Source organism: Mycobacterium sp. UM_Kg1, from assembly GCF_000972925.1.
Taxonomy (GTDB): domain Bacteria; phylum Actinomycetota; class Actinomycetes; order Mycobacteriales; family Mycobacteriaceae; genus Mycobacterium; species Mycobacterium hiberniae.
Genome location: NZ_JRMK01000091.1, coordinates 1 through 18,176 on the forward strand (window position 1 = coordinate 1; position 18,176 = coordinate 18,176).

Sequence of the window (18,176 nt, forward strand, 5' to 3'; positions counted from 1 at the left end):
ACTGGAAGGTCGCGATGGAGGCCTTCATCGAGTCCTACCATGTGATCGCCACGCATCCGCAGCTGCTGGAGTACCTCGGCGACTGCAACACCCAGTACGACATCTACCGCCGCAGCGACGGGTTGCCCGGATTCAACCGGATGATCCCCGCGCAGGCCATCAGCAGTCCGCACCTGGGCGAGCCGCTGGAGCCCCAGGATGTGCTGGAGGCGATGTTCCGCGACTTCTACCCCGATGGTGTCGGGAGCTTCACGGTGCCGGAGGGGCAAGAGGCCCGACCGGTGGTCGCCGAAGCGATGCGCGCACAGCTGGCGGAGGCCACCGGGGCGGATCTGTCCGATGTCAGCGACAGCGAGATCCTGGACGCCATCGAGTATTTCGTGTTCCCGAACCTGGCGCCGTGGGCCGGGGTGGGCGCGCCGTTGACCTACCGGTTCCGCCCCTACGGCAACGACCCGGACCGCTGCATCTTCGATGTGATGATGCTTGTTCCCCTGCCGGCCGGTGTGCCCAAGCCCAAGGCGGCTCCGCCGCACGTCCTGGGCCCCGACGAGGACTTCGCCGCCGCACCGGAGCTGGGCGGGTTGTGTGCGGTGCTCAATCAAGACCTGACCAACCTGGGCTGGGTGCAGCGGGGGCTGAAGTCGATGACCAAACCCGGTGTCACGCTGGCCAATTATCAGGAGGCCAGGATTCGGCAGTTCCACGCCGACCTCGACGCATACCTGGCCGCGGAGACGTAGCGGCCGCCGTCGGCGGCTGGGGGAGTCAGGGCGCCGGGGGTAACTCCCCGGTGACGGCCCAGTGCAGGCAGCGCTGCAGAATCGTGCGGAATTCCGGCACGGTCCAGCTGCCGCGGTCCACGCAGCCCAGGTCCTCGACGCCCAGATCGGCCAGATCGTAGCGGCCGCGGCAATGTCCCAGCGTGAAGTAACAGACCGTGCCGGCGCCGTGGCGCTTGAGGTAGAGCACCGGACGGGGCTCGTCGAGGTGGGTGTGTCCTTCGGCGAACCCGGTCGACTCGCCCACGAAGCTGGTGTGCGCCAACACCTGCAACGGCGGGTGCAGTTGGCTGATGTAGAGCTCGTCGGTCACGGTGAAGGAGCCGATACCGGCGGTGAACGGATGGTCGGCGACGGGCGTGACGGTGTAGGGGGCGATCGGTGGATGGCCCAGAAATCGGCTGCCCAACAGCTGCGCCAGGTTTCCGGGAAGCGGCGGTGTGCAGAACAGGTGATCGGCGTCGGGGGCCGCGGGGACGATGGAGGCGTTGGTGGCGTGCAGCGCCAGCCAGCGACCGCCCGCGGCGAGGAACTCCGAGAGCGCCGCGCGTTGCGCCTCCGACGGCATGACGTTGCAGGTGTAGGTGATCAGGGGCTCGTCCGGCCCGAGCCGGCCCAGCCCCTCGTAGTCCTCGTAGACCCGGGGGTGCACCTGGTCGTAGACCGCCAGCTCGCCCAGCAGTTCCCGCCGGGCGTAGTCGAAGTCGTGCCATTGGCCGCCGCACACTAACGCGGCGCGGACGCGACGATTCACCGTTGTCAGAACGCGAATCGGTTGGTGAAGGCGCCGTCGACGACCAGGTTGGTCCCGGTGATGTGCCCGGCCGCCGGCGAGGCCAGGAAGGTCACCGCGTTGGCGACGTCCTCGGCGGAGGCGAACTTGCCCAGCGCCGCACCGGCCTTGGCGGCCTCGTAGAGCTCGGGCATGCCGGCCTTGATGTTCTCCCACACCCCGCCGTCGAAGTACACCGGACCGGGCGACACCGCATTGACCCGAATGCCGTCGGCGCCCAAGGCTCGGGCCTGCGCCGCAGCATGCTGGATCATGGCGGCCTTCAGCGCGCCGAAGCTGTTCGCGGTGGGCAGGATGCCGGCCTCCAGCGCCGATGTGCTGGCGATCGCGATGACCGAGGCCGAGTCGCTGGCCTGCAGATGCGGCAGCGCGGCCTCGATGAGACCCACGAAGCTCATCAGGTCGGTCTGGAAGTTGTTCGCCCAGGCCGACGGTCCCTCGCCGACTGACGCGGACGCATTCGCCACCACGATGTCCACGCCGCCCAGCGCGTCGGCGCCGGCGCGCACGAAGGCGTCCACCGCCGCGGCGTCGCTGACGTCGGCCGCTTGGTGAAAGACCGTCCCGAGCTCGGAAAGCTTGTCGGCCGCTGCGCCCAGCGCCTGTTCGTCGCGCGCGCAGATGCCCACCGAGGCGCCTTCTTTGAGCAATGTTGTGGCTGTGGCGAAGCCGATGCCACGGCTGCCGCCGGTGATGAGTGCGCGCTTGCCGGTGAGGCGGAGATCCATCGCAGTGCTCCCTCGGTGGTACTGCTGTCCCGTCGCCCGACTGGCCGGACAGTATTGGCTGGTTGACCAATTAGTTTGTAACAGGCGTCACTGTTCGGGTCAATGGATTGGCCGAGGTCGCGGAACGCCGTCGGCGCAAGGACGCGGCCGTTTGCCATGATGGTCAAGTGAGTGACGGTCACGCGCGAGTGAAACCTGGTCCGGGGCGTCCAGCCGGAATAGACAGCGGTGACACCCGACAGCGGGTGATCGACGCCGCGTGTCGGTGTTTCGCGCAGTACGGGTACGGCCCGGCGACCAACAGCCTGATCGCGGAATTGGCCGGAGTCACCGCCGGTGCCGTCTACTACCACTACGGGACCAAGAGCAAGCTGTTCGACGCCGTGTGCGAGGACGTCTACGGCCGGATCATCGCCCGGTCCGCGGAAGTGGCGATGGCTCAGCCGCGCTCGGTGCAGGGGCTGCTGCGCGCGGTGCTGGGGGAATCGATGCGCATCAACCACGAGTCGCCCACGCTGGCCGGCTTCGTCGCCACCGCTCCCATCGACGCCCGTCGTCATCCCGAGCTCACCGAGGCGTTCTCCAAGCAGGCGGTGGCCATGGCCGAGACCCTGGCCACCGCGGTGCGCAACGGCCAGGAGCACGGGCTGATCCCCGCGGACCGCGACCCCGTCGCGGTCGCGCATCTGATCGGCGCCATTGTCGACGGATTCGCGCACGCGGCCGCGTCGACCACCCCGGCGGCCATGGACGAGATGACCGCGCTGATCGATTCACTGCTGCTGGGCGCCGACGACTAGCGCGCGGCCGCCGGAGCGTTGACAGTGGATCGTGACCGGTGTTACAAATTAATTATCGAACTAACTAATAGGGAGGCGCCGTGACCGGTTCGATCGCCGACACCGGCGTGGCCAGCGCCACGCTGACCCGAATCTTCACCACGGCCACCCGGATCAAACTGTGCGACGAGAAATTCCGCTCGTTGATCCTCACCGGACAGGTCAGCGCCCAGTACTACTCGCCGCGCGGCCAGGAGATCATTCCTGCGTCGATCGGGGCGCTGCTGAACAAGACCGACTATGTGGTCACCACCTACCGGGGGCTGCATGACCACCTGGCCAAGGGCGTGCCCATGCCGCAACTGTGGGCCGAGTTCATGGGCAAGGCGACCGGGACCTGCAAAGGCAAGGGCGGGCCGATGCACATCACGCATCCGGACTCCGGGCTGATGGTCACCACGGGGATCGTCGGCGGCGGGCTGCCCATCGCCGCCGGACTCGCGCTGGCGGCCCAGCTGCGTGGCGAAGACCGGGTCACCGTGGTCAACTTCGGCGACGGCGCCACCAATATCGGAGCCTTCCACGAAGCGTGCAACCTGGCCGGTCTGTGGAAGCTGCCGGTGGTGTTCTGTTGTCAGAACAATCGGTACGCCGAACACACCTCCTACGAGGACGGCACCAGCGTGGCCCGCATCGCCGACCGCGCCGCCGGGTACGGGATGCCCGGGGTCCGGGTGGACGGTAACGATCCGCTCGCGATGTATGCGGCCGCCAAGGAGGCGGTCGATCGGGCCCGGGCCGGCGACGGTCCCACCCTGATCGAGGCGATGACCTTCCGGTTCTACGGACACCAGATGTCCGACAACAACGAGTACATGAAACCCGGCGAGCTCGAGGCCGCGCGCGCCGCCGATCCGGTGCTGGCCTTCCGGCAGTGGCTGATCGACAACGAGATCCACAGCGTCGCCGAGATCGAAGCGATCGAGGCCGACGCCAAGGCCGAGATCGCCGCGGCGGTCGCGTTCGCCACCGAAAGCCCGGAGCCGGACCTGTCCGAGGGGTTGACCGACGTCTACGAGGAGGACCTGTCGTGACCGATTCCGGCACGCCCACCACGCCGATGTCGGGTTTCCAGGCGGTGTGCAGTGCGCTCGACGACGCCCTGGGCCGCGACCCGTCGGTGCTGCTGCTCGGTGAGGACATCGCCGATCCCGGCGGCGGGGTGTTCAAGACCTCGGTGGGGCTGTCCACCAAGTACGGCACCCACCGGGTGCGCGCCACCCCGATCAGCGAGCAGGCCATCGTGGGTGCGGCCATCGGGGCCGCCGTCGCGGGCATGCGTCCCGTCGCCGAGATCATGTTGATGGACTTCCTGGCCGTCTGCATGGACCAGTTGTCCAACCATGCCGCGAAGCTGCGCTACATGTCCGGGGGCCAGACGACCGTGCCGCTGACCATACGCTGCGCCGCCGGCGCCGGGATGCAGTTCGGTGCACAGCATTCCGAGATGCTCGAAGCCTGGCTCACCCACATCCCGGGACTCAAAGTCGTGGTGCCCAGCAACCCCGCCGACGCCAAGGGGCTGCTGACCGCTGCCATCTTCGACCCCGACCCGTGCGTGGTGGTCGAGCAGAGCCTGCTGTATTTCGGTCCGCCGCAACCTGTCCCGACCGGTCACCACGTGGTTCCGCTGGGCCGGGCCGCGACCGTGCGACCGGGCACCGACATCACCCTGATCAGCTACGGCCGGCAGGTGCACGACGCGGTGGCCGCCGCCGAACAACTGGCGCAGGAGTCCATCGACGCCGAGGTGATCGACCTGCGGTCACTGGTACCGCTCGACGAGACCACGGTGCTGGAGTCGGTGGCCCGCACCCGCCACGCCGTGGTTGTTCACGAAGCGGTGCGCCGCAGCGGATTCGGCGCCGAATTGGCCAGCCTGATCACCGAGAACCTCTTCGATGAGTTGGGCGCCCCGGTGCAGCGGGTAGCCGGAGCCAACACCCCCATCCCGTTCGCCAAGGTCCTCGAAGACGCCTTCGTGCCCAGCTGCGACGAGATCGTCGTGGCCGCCAGGTCGGCGCTGGCGCGGTCACGGGCGTCGTCGCGGGGCAGGGGATAGCCGGTTGGTTCACGGGATTGCGCAGTGCGCCGAGCGGGATGCCGCCGGAGTAGCCCTGACCGATGAGACCACCCAGTGGACCTGGCCGCAGCTGAACTTGATTCTCAACCGGACCGTCCACTGGCTGACATCGCGCGGTGTCGAACCCGGGCAGCGGGTCGCGGTGATGGCCGAAAACAGTGCGCACGCCGCCCTGGCGCATCTGGCCGTCACCTACGCGGGGCTGTCCGCGGTACCGGTGAACTACCACCTGACCGCAGCCGAGACCGGCTACATCCTGCGAGACGCCGAAGTGCACACCGTGCTCTGTAGCGCCCGCACCGCGGCAATCGCGCGTGCCGCCGACCCCGGCGTGGCGGTGGTGGCGTGGGGAAGTCCCGACGCTGACGGTGTCGAGGACTTCGACCGCGTGGTGCAACGACACGGCGACACCGAGCCGCCCTGCGACATCCGCCCGGCCAGGCCGCTGTACTACACCTCCGGAACAACCGGGCTGCCCAAGGGCGTGGAACTGCCCGAGCAGATGTTTCCCACCGGCGAGTCCATGGTCGACCACGTGGAGCGCGTTCGCGCCGCCCCGTTTCGGACCCCCGGCAAGCACCTGATCGTGGCGCCCATGCACCACACCGGTCCCATCACCGGCGTGCGTGGCCTGGTGACCGGCAACCCGGTGGTGATCCTGCCGAAGTTCGACGCCGAGGCCGTGCTGGCGGCCATCGCGACGCACCGCATCGAGACGACGATGATGGTGCCCACACATTTTTCCCGGATGCTGGCATTGCCCAATGAGATTCGAGACCGCTACGACGTCAGTAGTGTGCGCAGCATCATCCACACCGGCGCCGCCTGCCCCGAGCACGTCAAGCGGGCGATGATCGAGTGGTTCGGGCCGGTGCTGGTGGAGGCCTACGGCTCGACCGAGGTCGGCACCGTGACCACGATCGCCTCCGCGGAATGGCTGGCCCACCCCGGATCGGTCGGCAAGGCGCTGCCCGGCATCGAGGTGACCATCCGCGGCGACGACGGTGCGGTACGGGGCACCGGAGAGTCCGGGCTGGTCTGCGTGCAGTGGACCACCGGTCACCGGCCCGAGTACCACGGGGACCCGGCCAAGACGCGGGGCAGCTATGTGGCCGACGGAGTGTTCGCCATCGGTGAGATCGGCCACCTGGACGCAGACGGCTTCCTGTACCTGACCGACCGTGCCTCCGACATGGTGGTCAGTGGCGGGGTGAACGTCTATCCGGCCGAGTCCGAGGCGGTGCTGCGCACCCACCCCGGCGTCAGGGATGTCGCGGTCATCGGAATCCCGCACGAGGACCTCGGCGAACAACTGTGTGCCCTGGTGCAGGCCGAGCCCGGCACCGACCCCGCCGAATTGATCGCCTGGTGCCGGGAACGCCTGACGCACTACAAGTGCCCGAATGTGGTGGAGCTGGTCGACTTCGAACTGCGCTCGGCCATGGGCAAGGTCAACAAGCGTCAGCTGCGCCTCCAATATCTGTCCGATCAGGAACCGGTGTGCCGCTGATGACATCCCTGGAGATATTCGGCTTCACCGACGAGCACGCCGCTCTTCGGGAAGTGCTGCGCGAGTACTTCGCCGCCACCGCCACCACAGCGCGCCTCGACCGGTGGCGTCGACTGCTCACCGAGGTCGGCGTGGACGACCTGCTCTTCGGTGAAACCTGTTCCACTTCAGTTGAGTTGGCGATCCTGGCCGAGGAGTCCGGTGCCGCGCTGTTCGACGGTCCACTGGTCTCTGCGGCCGCAGTCGGGCCCCTGGCCCGGCAGCCGGCCCTCACCGGGGTGGGCGAGGGCCGGCGCGCTCCCTGCGTCGCGGTGTCGCTGACCGGCTTGGGTGACGGACAGACCGACGCCTACTGGGACTACAGCGACGACGCGGTCGTCATCACGCAGCAGGCGGCCGCCGGTGACTCCGGGGTCGCCGTCTACGGCGCCGACGCGGTCGGGCTGCAGGAGTGCTCCGGATTGGACCTCTCGCGCCCGGTCGGCCGTGCTGTCCAGGCGAACGGCCAACCACTGCTGGAGTGCGGCGTCGACGTCGCGGCCGCCATGCGGCGGCGCGCGGACCTGGTCCTGTCAGCCGAACTGCTCGGGGTGGCGCAGCGGGTCCTGGACGGCACCGTCGACTACGTGAGCGGACGGGTCCAGTTCGGCCGCACCATCGGCTCGTTCCAAGCGGTCAAACACCGGCTCGCCGACATGCTCGCCCAGGTCGAGCTGACCAGGTCGGCGGTGTACGGGGCGGCGTGGCAGCTCGGCGACGGCCCGGTGACAGTCCAGGCCGAAGTCGATCTGGCGGTGGCCGCGGCGCTGGCCAGGCAGACGGCCGTCGAGGCGACCAAGGCCGCGGTGCAACTACACGGTGGAATCGGGATCACCTGGGAACATTGGGCGCACCGGTATCTGCGCCGGGCGCACGCGGTGATCGCCCTGACCGGCGCCGCCGGCCGGCATCGCGGGCGGCTGGCCGGCCTGATCGATTCGCGGGACGGTGGGAGATGACACAGCACGACGCGTGGCTTTCGGAACTGGCACGCGCCCAGGAGGTCCTGCCAGTCGAGCACTTCGTCCCCCTGACGCTGATCGGCCCGGCAATCATCGAGTGGGGCACCGACGAGCAACGGCAACGCTATCTTCCCGGAATCGCGTCCGGCGAGGACATGTGGTGCCAGCTGTTCAGCGAGCCGGGTGCCGGTTCGGACCTGGCCAGCCTGGCCACCCGCGCGGTGCCGTCCGGAAACGGCGGCTGGGTGGTGGACGGGCAGAAGGTCTGGAGCTCTTTCGCCGATATCTCCCGCTACGCGATGCTGCTGGCCCGCACCGATCCCGACGTGCCCAAGAACGCCGGTATCACCTGTTTTCTGCTCGACATGCGCTCGGCCGGGGTGACGGTGCGCCCGCTTCGGCAGATGACCGGAAGCGAGCATTTCTGCGAGGTCTTCTTAGAAGGCGTCGAACTGTCGGCCGACACCATGCTCGGCGCGCTCAACGACGGCTGGCGGGTGACCCTGTCCACCCTGACCGCCGAACGGTCCGGGCTCTCCAGCGATTCGGCCGCCAGCGGGGTGGAGCTGGACCCCGTGCTGGCGCTGGCCCGGCGAACCGGGGCCTGGGCTGACGAGGTCGTTCGCGACCGGCTTGCCGCGCTGATCGCCACCGAACGCGCACTCACCCTGACCAACCAGCGGTTCGAGGTCGCTCCCGACGCCAAAGGCTCGATCACCAAACTGCTGCAATCCGAACTGTCCCAGCGCATCAGCGAGCTGGGCTTCGAGATCGCCGGGCCCGCGGGCGCCTACTGGGACGGCGACTCCGAACCGGCGGAGACGCATGCGCTGCTGGACAGCCGTCGCCTCACCGTCGCCGGTGGAACCTCGGAGATTCAGCGCAACATCATCGCCGAGCGGGTGCTCGGACTGGATCGCGAACCCGACTTGGAGCGCGGCCGGCCCTGGCGGGAACTGCGGCGGGGCTGAGATGCCGACCGTCACCGTCAAGCCCTCGGGCGTCCAGTTCACCGCGGAGCCGGGGCAGACCATCATGGCTGCCGGGCAGCAGGCCGGGTACCGCTGGCCCACCATCTGCGGCGGCAACGGTGAATGCCTGGTGTGCCATGTCGAGGTGCTCGATCACCCCGAGTCGCTGTCGCCGCCGAGCGATGAGGAAGCCAAAGCGGTAGCGGGACTTTCGGGCGACCACGGTGGGCGCGGCGACCACGTCCGGCTGGCCTGTCAGGCCGGGGTCCACGGCGACGTGGTGGTGCTCAAACGCGGCGTACGCGGAAAACCGAGGACAGGAGTGGAACTCAGATGAGCGCTGACCTCATCGATACCGAGATCATGCAGATGACCGACGCCGGACTGCGGCTGCTGGGCGGGCGCTGCCAGGACTGTGGTGAGACCGGGTTCCCGCGCCGGGACAGCTGCGGCAGCTGCGGCGCCGACGGGGTCGTCGAGGTCCAGCTGGCCACCCGCGGCGCCCTGTGGAGTTGGACCATCCAGCGGTTCCCGCCGCCGAGCCCGCCGTATGTGCCGACCGGCGACGACTTCACACCGTTCGGCCTGGGCTACGTCGAACTGCCCGGCGAGGTCATCGTCGAGACCCGCCTGTCCCGCGCTGACCCGGACCGGCTGCGGATCGGCATGCCGATGCAGCTGGTCGGCATCGAAGTGCCGACCGAAGAGGGAGCCACGGCAACGACCTTCGCCTTCGCGCCGGCGGAGACGGCAGGAGACGACCATGAGCAATGACGTAGCGATCGTCGGCATCGGATGCCGGCCCTTCGGCCGGTATCTGGACACCACCGCGCGCACAGAGGCCGTGCGCGCCGTGCGGATGGCTCTGCAGGACGCGGGTATCGGTTGGAGCGACGTCGATTACGCCGTCGGCGGCAGCATGGACGCAGGGTTGGCCGACACCCTGGTCGCCGATCTGGGTCTCACCGGGATCCCTTTCATCAACGTGCTCAACGGATGCGCCACCGGTACCAGTTCCCTGATCTGTGCGGTGCAGGCCATCTCCTCGGGTGCGGCGCAGACCGCGGTGGTGGTCGGTTTCGACTCGCACCCGCGCGGCGCGTTCGCCATCCGCCCGGAGGCGCTCGGCCTCGGGCAGTGGTACGGCACCACCGGTCTGGCCATGACGTCGCAGTTCTTCGCGCTGAAGATTCAACGCTATCTGCACGAGTACGGATTGCCGGAGCGCCTGTTGGAGACCGTCGCCAGCAAGGCATTCCGCAACGGCGCGCTCAATCCCAACGCCTGGCGGCGCAAACCGCTGAGCGAGGCCGACGTGCGCAACTCGATGATGCTGTCGGACCCGCTGCGCCAATACATGCTGTGCTCGCCGGGCGACGGCGCCACCGCTTTGGTGCTGAGCAGCGCCGCGCACGCCAAGCGGCATCGCGCCGACCCGGTCTACATCGCCGGCACCGCGGTGCGGACCCGTCGGCCCGGTTCGTTCGAGGTGCTCAGTCCCTCGCTGTCGGTGCGCCGCGGCGTGAGCCCCAGCGTCGACGCCGCCAAGGCGGCATTCGAGGCGGCCGGCGTGGCGCCCACCGATGTCGATGTGGCGCAGCTTCAGGACACCGACGCCGGAGCAGAGCTCATCCACCTCGCCGAGACCGGCCTGTGCGAACACGGCGCGCAGACCGAGCTCTACGACTCGGGTGCCACCGAGCTGACCGGGCGACTGCCGGTCAACACCGACGGCGGTTGCCTGGCCAACGGCGAGCCGATCGGGGCGTCGGGCCTGCGGCAGGGGCACGAGAACGTCCTGCAACTACGCGGGCAGGCCGGCGATCGCCAGATCGGCGGAACGCCCCGGGTCGGCTTTTCCCACGTTTATGGCGCACCCGGGCTCAGCGCGTGCACCGTGCTGACCCGGTGATCGGAGGAATCGTGAAAGTCACTGTCAACCCAGACCGTTGCGTCGGCCACGGGATCTGCGAATCGCTGGCCCCGGACGTCTTCGCCGTCGGCGACGACGGGCTGGCCCACGCGGCCGATCCCATCCCCCCCGGCCGGCACGAGGTGGTCGCCGAGGCGGTGGCCGCCTGCCCGAGCCAGGCACTCAACATCAGCGAATAGGAAGGCCGCGATGGATATCCGAATGCCCAAACTCGACGTCACGATGACCGAGGGCACGTTCATGGGTTGGTTGGTCCCAGACGGTCATCCGGTGGCCGAGGGCGAGGACCTCTACACCGTGGGTACCGACAAGGTCGAGACCGACATCCCGGCCCCGTGCGCCGGTATTCTGCGCCATGGCGCCGTCCAAGCCGACGAAACCTACCCGGTAGGCACCCCACTGGGTGCCATCGAATGAACGGAGGCATCGATGGCTGACCCGCGTTTTCGGGAAAGTCCGTTTCTGACCGGGCATCACCAGCCCAACCGGATGGAAGTCAGTGCTCCCGACCTGTTCGTCGAGGGCGAGCTGCCTGACGACCTGGCCGGGGTGTTCTACCGCAACGGTGCCGAACCGCTGTATCCGCCGACCGACGAGGATTACCACTGGTTCGACGGCGACGGCATGGTCTACGCGTTCTTCATCGAAGACGGCCGGGTGGCCATGCGCAGCCGCTGGGTCCGCACCGAAAAACTGGAGCTGGAGCTCAAGCACGGTCGGCGGCTGTTCGGGGTGCTCGACAATCCGGCCACGACCGACCCGCTGGCCCGGGGCACCCGCTACAACACCGCCAACACCAACATCATCCTGCACGGCGGGCGGCTGTTGGCGCTGATGGAAGGCGCGCCACCGGTCCGGCTGGAGCCGCGCACCCTGGACACCATCGGCGAAGAGCACTACGGCGGGGTGATCACCACCACGTTCTCGGCGCATCCGACGATCGACTACGCGACCGGTGAGCTGATCAACATCGGTTCGGTGCCCTACCGGCCGGGCGACGAACCGGCGATCCACTACGAGGTGGTGGGTTCAGACGGGGATCTGCTGCGCTACGAGGTCATTCCGATACCGCATCAGACCCTGATGCACACCTTCTTCGTCACCGAGAACCACGTGGTATTCCCGGTGACACCGCTGGACATCAGCGTGCAGCGGGCCATGGCCGGCGGGCCGATGGTGGCCTGGGACCCGGAACGGCCCACCAAACTGGGCGTCATGCCGCGCACCGGATCGGCGGCCGACGTGCGCTGGTTCGAAGCCGCGCCGCGGCACATGATGCATCAGGCCAACGTGTGGGAGGACAACGGCGGCCGCATCATCGCCGATGTCGCGGCCGCGGAGGGGACCGCGCTGTTTCCCGACGTCCACGGCAACCGGCGCTCGCACGCCGAGACCCAGCAGAGCCTGCGGCGCTGGACGATCGACCCGAGCGCCGGCACCGATGTGGTGGACGAGCGGATCATCAGCGACCATGACATCCAGTTCCCGCGTCCGGACGACCGGATGATGACCCGTGCGAGCCGAAACGTCTTCGCCAACAGCAACCTGCATTCGGTCGACGGGCGCGCCGACGGCATGGACTCGGTGCTGCGCGTCGACACCGAGACCGGGACCGAGGACGTCTACCACTTCGGTGACGGAGCTGCCGCTGGAGAGCTCATCTTCGCTCCCCGGATCGGCGGGCGAGACGAATCCGACGGCTACGCCGTGACATTGGTGCACCGGGCCGGGGCCGCCGAGACCGAGCTGGTGGTCTTCGACGCCGGCAGCCTCGCGGACGGGCCGCTGGCGCGGGTGCGCATCCCGTTCCGCATCCCGAGCGGATTCCACTGCAACTACTACAGCGCCGACAGTCCGCTCTATCGGCAAGCGCTGGGATAGCCGTGCCCGCACGCACGATCGACGTTCGCAACCCCGCCGATGGACTGGTGGTCGGACAAGTCGCCGATCACTCACGCGCCGAGGTCAGCGAAGCCGTGCGTAGGCTGCGCCGCCACCAGCCGCACTGGGAGCAGCTCGGCTTCGCCGCACGCGCGGACTGGCTGCTGCGCCTGCAGGACTGGTTGATCGACCACTCGGAGCGGCTGACCGACGTGGTGCAGTCCGAGACCGGCAAGACCCGCTTCGATGCGGCGATCGAAGTTCCCGCGGCGATCGACCTGGCCAAATACTGGGCGAGCCACGCCGGCGGCTTCCTGGCCGAGGAGCGCCCCACCCCGCACAGCCCGATCGGGCTGACGAAGCGGCTGATCACCCGGTACCGGCCCTACCCGGTGGTCGGCATCGTCACGCCGTGGAACCTGCCGTTGCTCAACCCGTGCTTCGACATGTTCTCGGCGCTCATGGCCGGTGCGGCAGTGCTGGTGAAACCGTCGGAGGTGACCCCGCTGAGCGCCTGCGAACTGGCCCGCGGCTGGGCGGAGATCGGTGCCCCGCCGGTGTTCGCGGTGCTGACCGGCGGTGTGGAGACCGGGCGAGCGGTCGTCGACGAGGTCGACTACGTGCAGTTCACCGGATCCACCGCGACCGGGCGGGCGATCGCGTCGGCGTGCGGGGCATCGCTCAAGCCGTGCAGCCTGGAACTGGGCGGCAAGGATCCGGCGATCGTGCTGGCCGACGCCGACATCGACCGAACGGCGGCCGGGATCGTCTACGGAGGCTTGTTCAACTCCGGCCAGGTATGCATCTCGGTGGAACGGGTCTACGTCGAGGCGCAGGTGTACGACCGCTTCGTGGACTGCCTGGTCAAGCAGGTCCGAGAGCTCCGGCAGGGACACGACGGCCGCGGGTTCGACTTCGACATCGGCGCCATGGCGACGCCCGGGCAGTGCGATATCGTGACGCGGCACGTCGAAGATGCGGTGGCGCGCGGGGCGCGAATCCTGACCGGAGGCAAACCCGCCCGGTCCGGGGCGTTCTTCGAGCCGACCGTACTGGTCGACGTCGACCACTCGATGACGTGTATGACCGAGGAGACGTTCGGGCCGCTGCTGCCGGTGATCAAGGTCGCCGACGAGCACGAGGCGATCCGGTTGGCCAACGACTCCGACTACGGCCTGTCGGCCACCGTGTGGTGCGGGGATCGCCGGCGCGGTGAATCGGTGGCCCGCCAGCTCGAGGTCGGTGCGGTCAACATCAACGATGCGTTCGCCAACCTGGTCAACTTCGCGGTGCCGATGGGCGGCTGGAAGAACTCGGGGATGGGCGCCCGCTTCGGCGGCGCATCCGGAATCCGCAAATACTGTCGCCAACAAGCGATCCTGGTTCCCCGGGGTCCGGAGATGAAACGTGAACCGCTGTGGTATCCCGCTTCGAAGTCGCGCGCCCGCCTGGTGACGACGCTCATGCGGATCTTCGACGGGCGGGGCCGGCGCAGATTGCCGTTCAGGAAGGGTCAGTGATGGAAACCAGTGTGACGTGGGCACCCACCGATCTGATGCTCGGCGGGACCGCGACGCCGGCGGTCGCCGGGGGTCGCTTCGCGGTGTACAACCCGGCCACCGAAGGGGTTCTGGCCGAGATCGCCGACGCCGGCCCGGCCGACGCGGCGCGGGCTATGGACCTCGCCGCCGCCACCCAGGGCGCCTGGGCGGCAACGCCGGCCCGGCGCAGGGCCGAGATACTGCGACGTGCATTCGAACTCATCGAGCAGTACCGGGACCGGTTCGCGCTTTCGATCACGCTGGAAATGGGAAAGCCCTTGGCAGAGAGTCACGCCGAGGTCACCTACGGTGCAGAGTTTCTGCGGTGGTTCAGTGAAGAGGCGGTCCGGATCAACGGCCGCTACACCGCAGCGCCCTCAGGCAACGGCCGGATCCTGGTGGCCAAACAGCCCGTCGGTCCGACGCTGGCGATCACACCGTGGAACTTCCCGCTGGCCATGGGTACGCGCAAGGTGGCCGCAGCAGTGGCCGCCGGCTGCACCATGGTCGTCAAACCTGCGCCCGACACCCCGCTGACGATGCTGCTCTTCGCCGAGGTGATGGCCGAGGCCGGCCTGCCCGAGGGCGTGCTGTCGGTGCTGCCCACCTCGGATGCGGCTGCGGTGGCCGGGCCGCTGCTGGCCGATCCCCGACTGCGCAAGCTCACCTTCACCGGATCGACCGCGGTGGGCAAAAGCCTACTGGCGCAGGCCGCCGGCCGGGTGTTGCGAACCTCGATGGAACTCGGCGGCAATGCCCCCTTCGTGGTGTTCGCCGACGCGGATGTGGACGCAGCGGTGGAAGGCGCCCTGGCCGCCAAGATGCGCAACGGCGGAGAGGCCTGCACCGCGGCGAACCGCATTCACGTCGACAATGCGGTGCTCGAGGAGTTCACCGCCAAGCTCACCGCCCGGATGGCGAAGCTGACCCTCGGAGACGGCACGCAGGCCGGGGTCGACCTCGGCCCGCTGATCAACCAACGGCAGCGCAGCAAGGTCGGCGAACTGGTCGACGACGCGGTGGACCGGGGCGCGACACTGCTGCTGGGCGGGCAGCCGGTGCCGGGACCGGGCTACTTCTATCCGCCGACCGTGCTGACCGAGATCCCTTCCGGGGCCCGGCTGCTCACCGAGGAGGTGTTCGGTCCGGTCGCTGCCATAGCCGGATTCGACGGCGAAGAAGCGGGGGTGGCCGCGGCCAACGCGACCGAGTTCGGGCTGGCCGCCTATATCTACACCCGCGACCTGGATCGGGCACTGCGGGTGGCCGAGCGGGTCGAAAGCGGCATGGTCGGGGTCAACCGCGGCATCATCTCCGACCCCGCGGCTCCCTTCGGCGGGATCAAGGAGTCCGGGCTGGGCCGGGAGGGCGGCGCGGAGGGCATCGAGGAATACCTCGAGACCAAGTACATCGCGCTGACCTGAGCGGGGGAGCGGGCTACAGGTCCCAGCTGGGCAGCAGCCCGGCGGCCCGCACGTCGGCCAGCGACGGCGCGCCCGCATCCCGCTCGGAGAGCACCAGGGGATGCCGGTCGGGCCAGTCGATGCCGATCTCGGGGTCGGTGGCGCAGATGGTGTGCTCGCGCTGCGGAGCGTATTCGGCTGAGCACAGATACATGACCGTTGAATTGTCTTGCAAGGCAAGGAATCCGTGAGCCAGTCCGGCGGAAAGATACACCGATCTGCGCTCTGTGGCATCCAGCAGCACGGCATCCCAGCGACCATAGGTCGGGGAGCCGACCCGGATGTCGACGACCACGTCGAAGACCGAACCGGACACGCAGGTCACGTATTTGGCCTGTCCCGGCGGCAGTTGGGCGAAGTGCAGGCCGCGCAGCACGCCGGCGCGCGACACCGAGCAGTTGGCCTGGCGCAGGTCGAAGCGGTGCCCGGCGAACGCGGTGAACGCGCGGTCGGTGAACCATTCGAAGAACACGCCGCGGTCGTCGGCGTGCTGGGCCGGGGTGAGTTCCCAGGCGCCGGGGATCGTCAGTGCCCGCGCGTCCACGTCAGCGCCCCAGCGCGGTGTAGCGGGCCTCGGCGGCCTCTTTGAGCGGTCCCCACCAGTTTTCGTTGGCGCGGTACCAGTCGATGGTGTCGCGCAGGCCGGCCTCGAACTGCGTGTGCCGGGGCCGCCAGCCCAGTTCGTCGCGCAGTGTCGACGGGTCGATGGCGTAGCGCAGATCGTGGCCGGGCCGGTCGGCGACGTGGTCGAAGTCGTCGGGGTCGTGGCCCATCAGCCGCAGGATGGTCTGCAGCACACTGCGGTTGTCACGTTCGCCGTCGGCGCCGATCAGGTAGGTGGCACCCATGCGGCCGCCGGCGAGGATCTGCCAGACCGCACTGTTGTGGTCGTCGACGTGGATCCAGTCGCGCACGTGCGCGCCGCTGCCGTACAGCTTGGCCCGGCGCCCGGTCAGCAGGTTGGTGATCTGGCGCGGGATGAACTTCTCCACGTGCTGATACGGCCCGTAGTTGTTGGAGCAATTGGAGATCGTGGCCCGCACACCATAGGAGCGCACCCAGGAGCGCACCAGCAGGTCGGCGGCGGCCTTGGTCGAGGAGTAGGGACTGGACGGACGGTAGGGCGTCGTCTCGGTGAACCGGCCGGGGTCGTCGAGCGCCAGCTCGCCGTAGACCTCATCGGTGGAGACGTGGTGCAGCCGCACCTGGTGGGCGCGCACCGCCTCGAGCACGGTGAAGGTGCCGATCACGTTGGATCGCAGGAACGGCTCCGGATCGGCGAGCGCGTTGTCCACGTGGGTTTCGGCGGCGAAGTGCACCACCGCGTCGGTCGCCGGATCCAGCTCGGCGACCAGTTTGGACACCAGTGCCGCATCGGTGACGTCGCCCTGCACCAGCTGGAACTCGTCGGAGCGGGCATCGAGGCCGTCGAGCGATTCGCGGCTGCCGGCGTAGGTCAACGCGTCCAGCACGGTGATCGACGTGCCCGGACGCTGTGCCAGCGTGCCGCGCACGAAGTTCGCGCCGATGAATCCGGCGCCACCGGTCACCAGCAGACGCATGGGGAAACCATAACCGGCGGCGGCCCGGCGGCCTCTGGGCTGCTGCCCGGCGGTCACGGTTGCTCCAGGACCGCGATCAGCCGACGCAGGCCGCTCTGGAGCCGGGCCACCTCGTCAGCGCCCATCGTTGCCAGCTGGGTGCTGTGCGCCACGGCCGCTGCGCTGTTCATCCGCCCGAGGATCTGCGCGCCATCGTCGGTCAGGGTGAACAGCGGAGCGGTGCGGTGGTCGGGGTTGTCATGGGCGCTGAGCAGGCCGTGCCGGGAGAGCTCGTGCACGACCCGTTGGACGGCCTGACGTGCGGTTTCGAGGCGCCGGGCCGCCTGGGCCACCGTGCGCGGACCGTCGCTGAAGACCGAGAGCACCTGCCAACGTGCCTGGGTCTGGCCCTGGGCCTTCGCGATCTGCTCGCCGCGCCGCCTCGCCGCGCCGGCTGCCTGGTAGAGGTCGGCAATCAGCGTCGCCATCGGATCATGCATCGGACCTCCCGGCGGCCCCCACCCCGAATAATGACATCATGCTGTCAGGATGACAGGATAGTGCCGAATTGCGGCGACTGTGGGCGAGGAGTGCACATGAACACTGTCGAGCGACTGGCCCGCGCACAGCGTCACGGGATGCGCGTGCAACCCCCTACCCACGGATTCCCGCATCTGGCCGAGGCTCTGCGCCTGGCCGGCGTGCGGCGGAATCGCTTCGATGTCGCCTCAGGCGGTGCGCTCTATGAGATGGATGGTGGCGTCGTCTATCAGCCGGGAAACCCGTTGCACGCCGAGCCGGTCGCGGTGGCCGAATTCGACCAGCAGGCCCTGATCGCGGCGATCGACGCCGACAAAGCCGGCGCGATCAGCTTCCCGGAGTTCCTCCGCCGCTGCTGGGCAGCGGGCGTGGTCGGCTACGAGGTCGACACGATCAAACGCACCTGCACCTACTTCGGCGCCCCCGACGGCCAATACGTCGAAAGCTATCCGGCGGTGACTCTTGCCCCCGCCACGCCGGCCTAGGTGTACTGCCCAGACAGGTTGGTTGAGGAAGTGTGACGACTCGCTGTAGCGGTCGTTGAACGGGGAAGGTCTCCCGTCGTGGAGT

The 18,176-nt window shown here is 68.7% G+C and carries 21 protein-coding genes; 16 read left to right on the top strand and 5 right to left on the bottom strand.

What is annotated here, in order from left to right; translation table 11 throughout:
- On the top strand, nt 1-743 hold a 743-nt coding region (locus LI92_RS14400; protein ID WP_046319986.1), incomplete at its 5' end, for an RHO alpha subunit C-terminal catalytic domain-containing protein.
- A 25-nt stretch (nt 744-768) separates the two neighbouring features.
- Here LI92_RS14400 and LI92_RS14405 read toward each other — a convergent pair.
- Nucleotides 769-1,536 carry a ThuA domain-containing protein gene (locus tag LI92_RS14405; protein ID WP_286135099.1) on the bottom strand — a complete coding sequence of 256 codons (768 nt, stop codon included), beginning with the start codon at nt 1,534-1,536 and terminating at the stop codon, nt 769-771.
- A gap of 5 nt (nt 1,537-1,541) precedes the next feature.
- Nucleotides 1,542-2,303: an SDR family NAD(P)-dependent oxidoreductase gene (locus tag LI92_RS14410; protein WP_046319987.1), complete on the bottom strand. Its 762-nt coding sequence runs from the start codon at nt 2,301-2,303 to the stop codon at nt 1,542-1,544.
- Nucleotides 2,304-2,548: 245 nt separating this feature from the next.
- On the opposite strand from LI92_RS14410, the gene LI92_RS14415 reads away from it, so the two are divergent.
- The 14 genes from LI92_RS14415 (at nt 2,549) to LI92_RS14480 (ending at nt 15,486) form a co-directional block, all read left to right on the top strand.
- Nucleotides 2,549-3,103: a TetR/AcrR family transcriptional regulator gene (locus LI92_RS14415; RefSeq protein WP_082109720.1), complete on the top strand. Its 555-nt coding sequence runs from the start codon at nt 2,549-2,551 to the stop codon at nt 3,101-3,103.
- A gap of 80 nt (nt 3,104-3,183) precedes the next feature.
- The gene (locus LI92_RS14420; protein ID WP_286135100.1) at nt 3,184-4,176 is read left to right on the top strand and encodes a thiamine pyrophosphate-dependent dehydrogenase E1 component subunit alpha; all 993 of its coding nucleotides are present in this window, start codon (nt 3,184-3,186) and stop codon (nt 4,174-4,176) included.
- A 26-nt stretch (nt 4,177-4,202) separates the two neighbouring features.
- A complete protein-coding gene (locus tag LI92_RS14425; protein ID WP_046320010.1) occupies nt 4,203-5,204 on the top strand; it encodes an alpha-ketoacid dehydrogenase subunit beta in 1,002 nt (333 codons plus the stop codon).
- A 4-nt stretch (nt 5,205-5,208) separates the two neighbouring features.
- A complete protein-coding gene (locus LI92_RS14430) occupies nt 5,209-6,735 on the top strand; it encodes an AMP-binding protein (RefSeq protein WP_046319992.1) in 1,527 nt (508 codons plus the stop codon).
- Nucleotides 6,735-7,733, top strand: a complete 999-nt coding sequence (locus LI92_RS24365; RefSeq protein ID WP_286135104.1) for an acyl-CoA dehydrogenase family protein — start codon at nt 6,735-6,737, stop codon at nt 7,731-7,733. Before LI92_RS14430 ends, LI92_RS24365 begins: the two co-directional genes overlap by 1 nt.
- Nucleotides 7,730-8,707 carry an acyl-CoA dehydrogenase family protein gene (locus LI92_RS14440; protein ID WP_052740801.1) on the top strand — a complete coding sequence of 326 codons (978 nt, stop codon included), beginning with the start codon at nt 7,730-7,732 and terminating at the stop codon, nt 8,705-8,707. Before LI92_RS24365 ends, LI92_RS14440 begins: the two co-directional genes overlap by 4 nt.
- Before the next feature lies 1 nt (nt 8,708).
- A complete protein-coding gene (locus LI92_RS14445) occupies nt 8,709-9,044 on the top strand; it encodes a 2Fe-2S iron-sulfur cluster-binding protein (protein WP_046319994.1) in 336 nt (111 codons plus the stop codon).
- Nucleotides 9,041-9,481: a Zn-ribbon domain-containing OB-fold protein gene (locus LI92_RS14450; RefSeq protein WP_046319995.1), complete on the top strand. Its 441-nt coding sequence runs from the start codon at nt 9,041-9,043 to the stop codon at nt 9,479-9,481. Before LI92_RS14445 ends, LI92_RS14450 begins: the two co-directional genes overlap by 4 nt.
- Nucleotides 9,471-10,619, top strand: a complete 1,149-nt coding sequence (locus tag LI92_RS14455; protein ID WP_046319997.1) for a thiolase family protein — start codon at nt 9,471-9,473, stop codon at nt 10,617-10,619. The genes LI92_RS14450 and LI92_RS14455 overlap by 11 nt, the downstream gene beginning before the upstream one ends.
- 11 nt (nt 10,620-10,630) lie before the next feature.
- Nucleotides 10,631-10,819, top strand: a complete 189-nt coding sequence (locus LI92_RS14460) for a ferredoxin (protein ID WP_046320013.1) — start codon at nt 10,631-10,633, stop codon at nt 10,817-10,819.
- A 10-nt stretch (nt 10,820-10,829) separates the two neighbouring features.
- Nucleotides 10,830-11,057: a lipoyl domain-containing protein gene (locus LI92_RS14465; RefSeq protein ID WP_046319999.1), complete on the top strand. Its 228-nt coding sequence runs from the start codon at nt 10,830-10,832 to the stop codon at nt 11,055-11,057.
- A 12-nt stretch (nt 11,058-11,069) separates the two neighbouring features.
- Nucleotides 11,070-12,521 carry a carotenoid oxygenase family protein gene (locus LI92_RS14470; protein WP_052740802.1) on the top strand — a complete coding sequence of 484 codons (1,452 nt, stop codon included), beginning with the start codon at nt 11,070-11,072 and terminating at the stop codon, nt 12,519-12,521.
- Nucleotides 12,522-12,523: 2 nt separating this feature from the next.
- Nucleotides 12,524-14,041, top strand: coding sequence for an aldehyde dehydrogenase family protein (locus tag LI92_RS14475; RefSeq protein WP_286135103.1), 1,518 nt, complete (start codon nt 12,524-12,526; stop codon nt 14,039-14,041).
- Nucleotides 14,041-15,486 (top strand): NAD-dependent succinate-semialdehyde dehydrogenase, encoded by a 1,446-nt coding sequence (locus LI92_RS14480; protein ID WP_046320001.1) that lies wholly within the window; start codon nt 14,041-14,043, stop codon nt 15,484-15,486. The genes LI92_RS14475 and LI92_RS14480 overlap by 1 nt, the downstream gene beginning before the upstream one ends.
- Nucleotides 15,487-15,499: 13 nt before the next feature.
- Here LI92_RS14480 and rfbC read toward each other — a convergent pair whose 3' ends face one another.
- Genes rfbC through LI92_RS14495 form a run of 3 tightly spaced genes read right to left on the bottom strand, consistent with a single transcriptional unit; the run spans nt 15,500 to nt 17,566 of the window.
- Complete coding sequence (rfbC, locus tag LI92_RS14485) at nt 15,500-16,069, bottom strand: dTDP-4-dehydrorhamnose 3,5-epimerase (RefSeq protein WP_046320003.1); 570 nt, start codon at nt 16,067-16,069, stop codon at nt 15,500-15,502.
- 1 nt (nt 16,070) lies between these two features.
- Nucleotides 16,071-17,087, bottom strand: coding sequence for a dTDP-glucose 4,6-dehydratase (gene rfbB, locus LI92_RS14490; RefSeq protein ID WP_046320017.1), 1,017 nt, complete (start codon nt 17,085-17,087; stop codon nt 16,071-16,073).
- Between the two features lie 53 nt (nt 17,088-17,140).
- The gene (locus LI92_RS14495) at nt 17,141-17,566 is read right to left on the bottom strand and encodes a MarR family winged helix-turn-helix transcriptional regulator (RefSeq protein ID WP_046320004.1); all 426 of its coding nucleotides are present in this window, start codon (nt 17,564-17,566) and stop codon (nt 17,141-17,143) included.
- A gap of 96 nt (nt 17,567-17,662) precedes the next feature.
- Here LI92_RS14495 and LI92_RS14500 point away from each other — a divergent pair, with 96 nt between their 5' ends.
- Nucleotides 17,663-18,091 (top strand): DUF1398 family protein, encoded by a 429-nt coding sequence (locus tag LI92_RS14500; RefSeq protein WP_046320006.1) that lies wholly within the window; start codon nt 17,663-17,665, stop codon nt 18,089-18,091.
- Nucleotides 18,092-18,176 lie beyond the last annotated feature (85 nt).

Coding starts and splice junctions, on each gene's coding strand:
- LI92_RS14410 (WP_046319987.1), bottom strand. CDS start 2,303: ATGGATCTCCGCCTCACCGGCAAGCGCGCACTCATCACCGGCGGCAGC.
- LI92_RS14425 (WP_046320010.1), top strand. CDS start 4,203: ATGTCGGGTTTCCAGGCGGTGTGCAGTGCGCTCGACGACGCCCTGGGC.
- LI92_RS24365 (WP_286135104.1), top strand. CDS start 6,735: ATGACATCCCTGGAGATATTCGGCTTCACCGACGAGCACGCCGCTCTT.
- LI92_RS14440 (WP_052740801.1), top strand. CDS start 7,730: ATGACACAGCACGACGCGTGGCTTTCGGAACTGGCACGCGCCCAGGAG.
- LI92_RS14445 (WP_046319994.1), top strand. CDS start 8,709: ATGCCGACCGTCACCGTCAAGCCCTCGGGCGTCCAGTTCACCGCGGAG.
- LI92_RS14450 (WP_046319995.1), top strand. CDS start 9,041: ATGAGCGCTGACCTCATCGATACCGAGATCATGCAGATGACCGACGCC.
- LI92_RS14455 (WP_046319997.1), top strand. CDS start 9,471: ATGAGCAATGACGTAGCGATCGTCGGCATCGGATGCCGGCCCTTCGGC.
- LI92_RS14465 (WP_046319999.1), top strand. CDS start 10,830: ATGGATATCCGAATGCCCAAACTCGACGTCACGATGACCGAGGGCACG.
- LI92_RS14470 (WP_052740802.1), top strand. CDS start 11,070: ATGGCTGACCCGCGTTTTCGGGAAAGTCCGTTTCTGACCGGGCATCAC.
- LI92_RS14480 (WP_046320001.1), top strand. CDS start 14,041: ATGGAAACCAGTGTGACGTGGGCACCCACCGATCTGATGCTCGGCGGG.
- rfbB (WP_046320017.1), bottom strand. CDS start 17,087: ATGCGTCTGCTGGTGACCGGTGGCGCCGGATTCATCGGCGCGAACTTC.
- LI92_RS14495 (WP_046320004.1), bottom strand. CDS start 17,566: ATGCATGATCCGATGGCGACGCTGATTGCCGACCTCTACCAGGCAGCC.
- LI92_RS14500 (WP_046320006.1), top strand. CDS start 17,663: ATGAACACTGTCGAGCGACTGGCCCGCGCACAGCGTCACGGGATGCGC.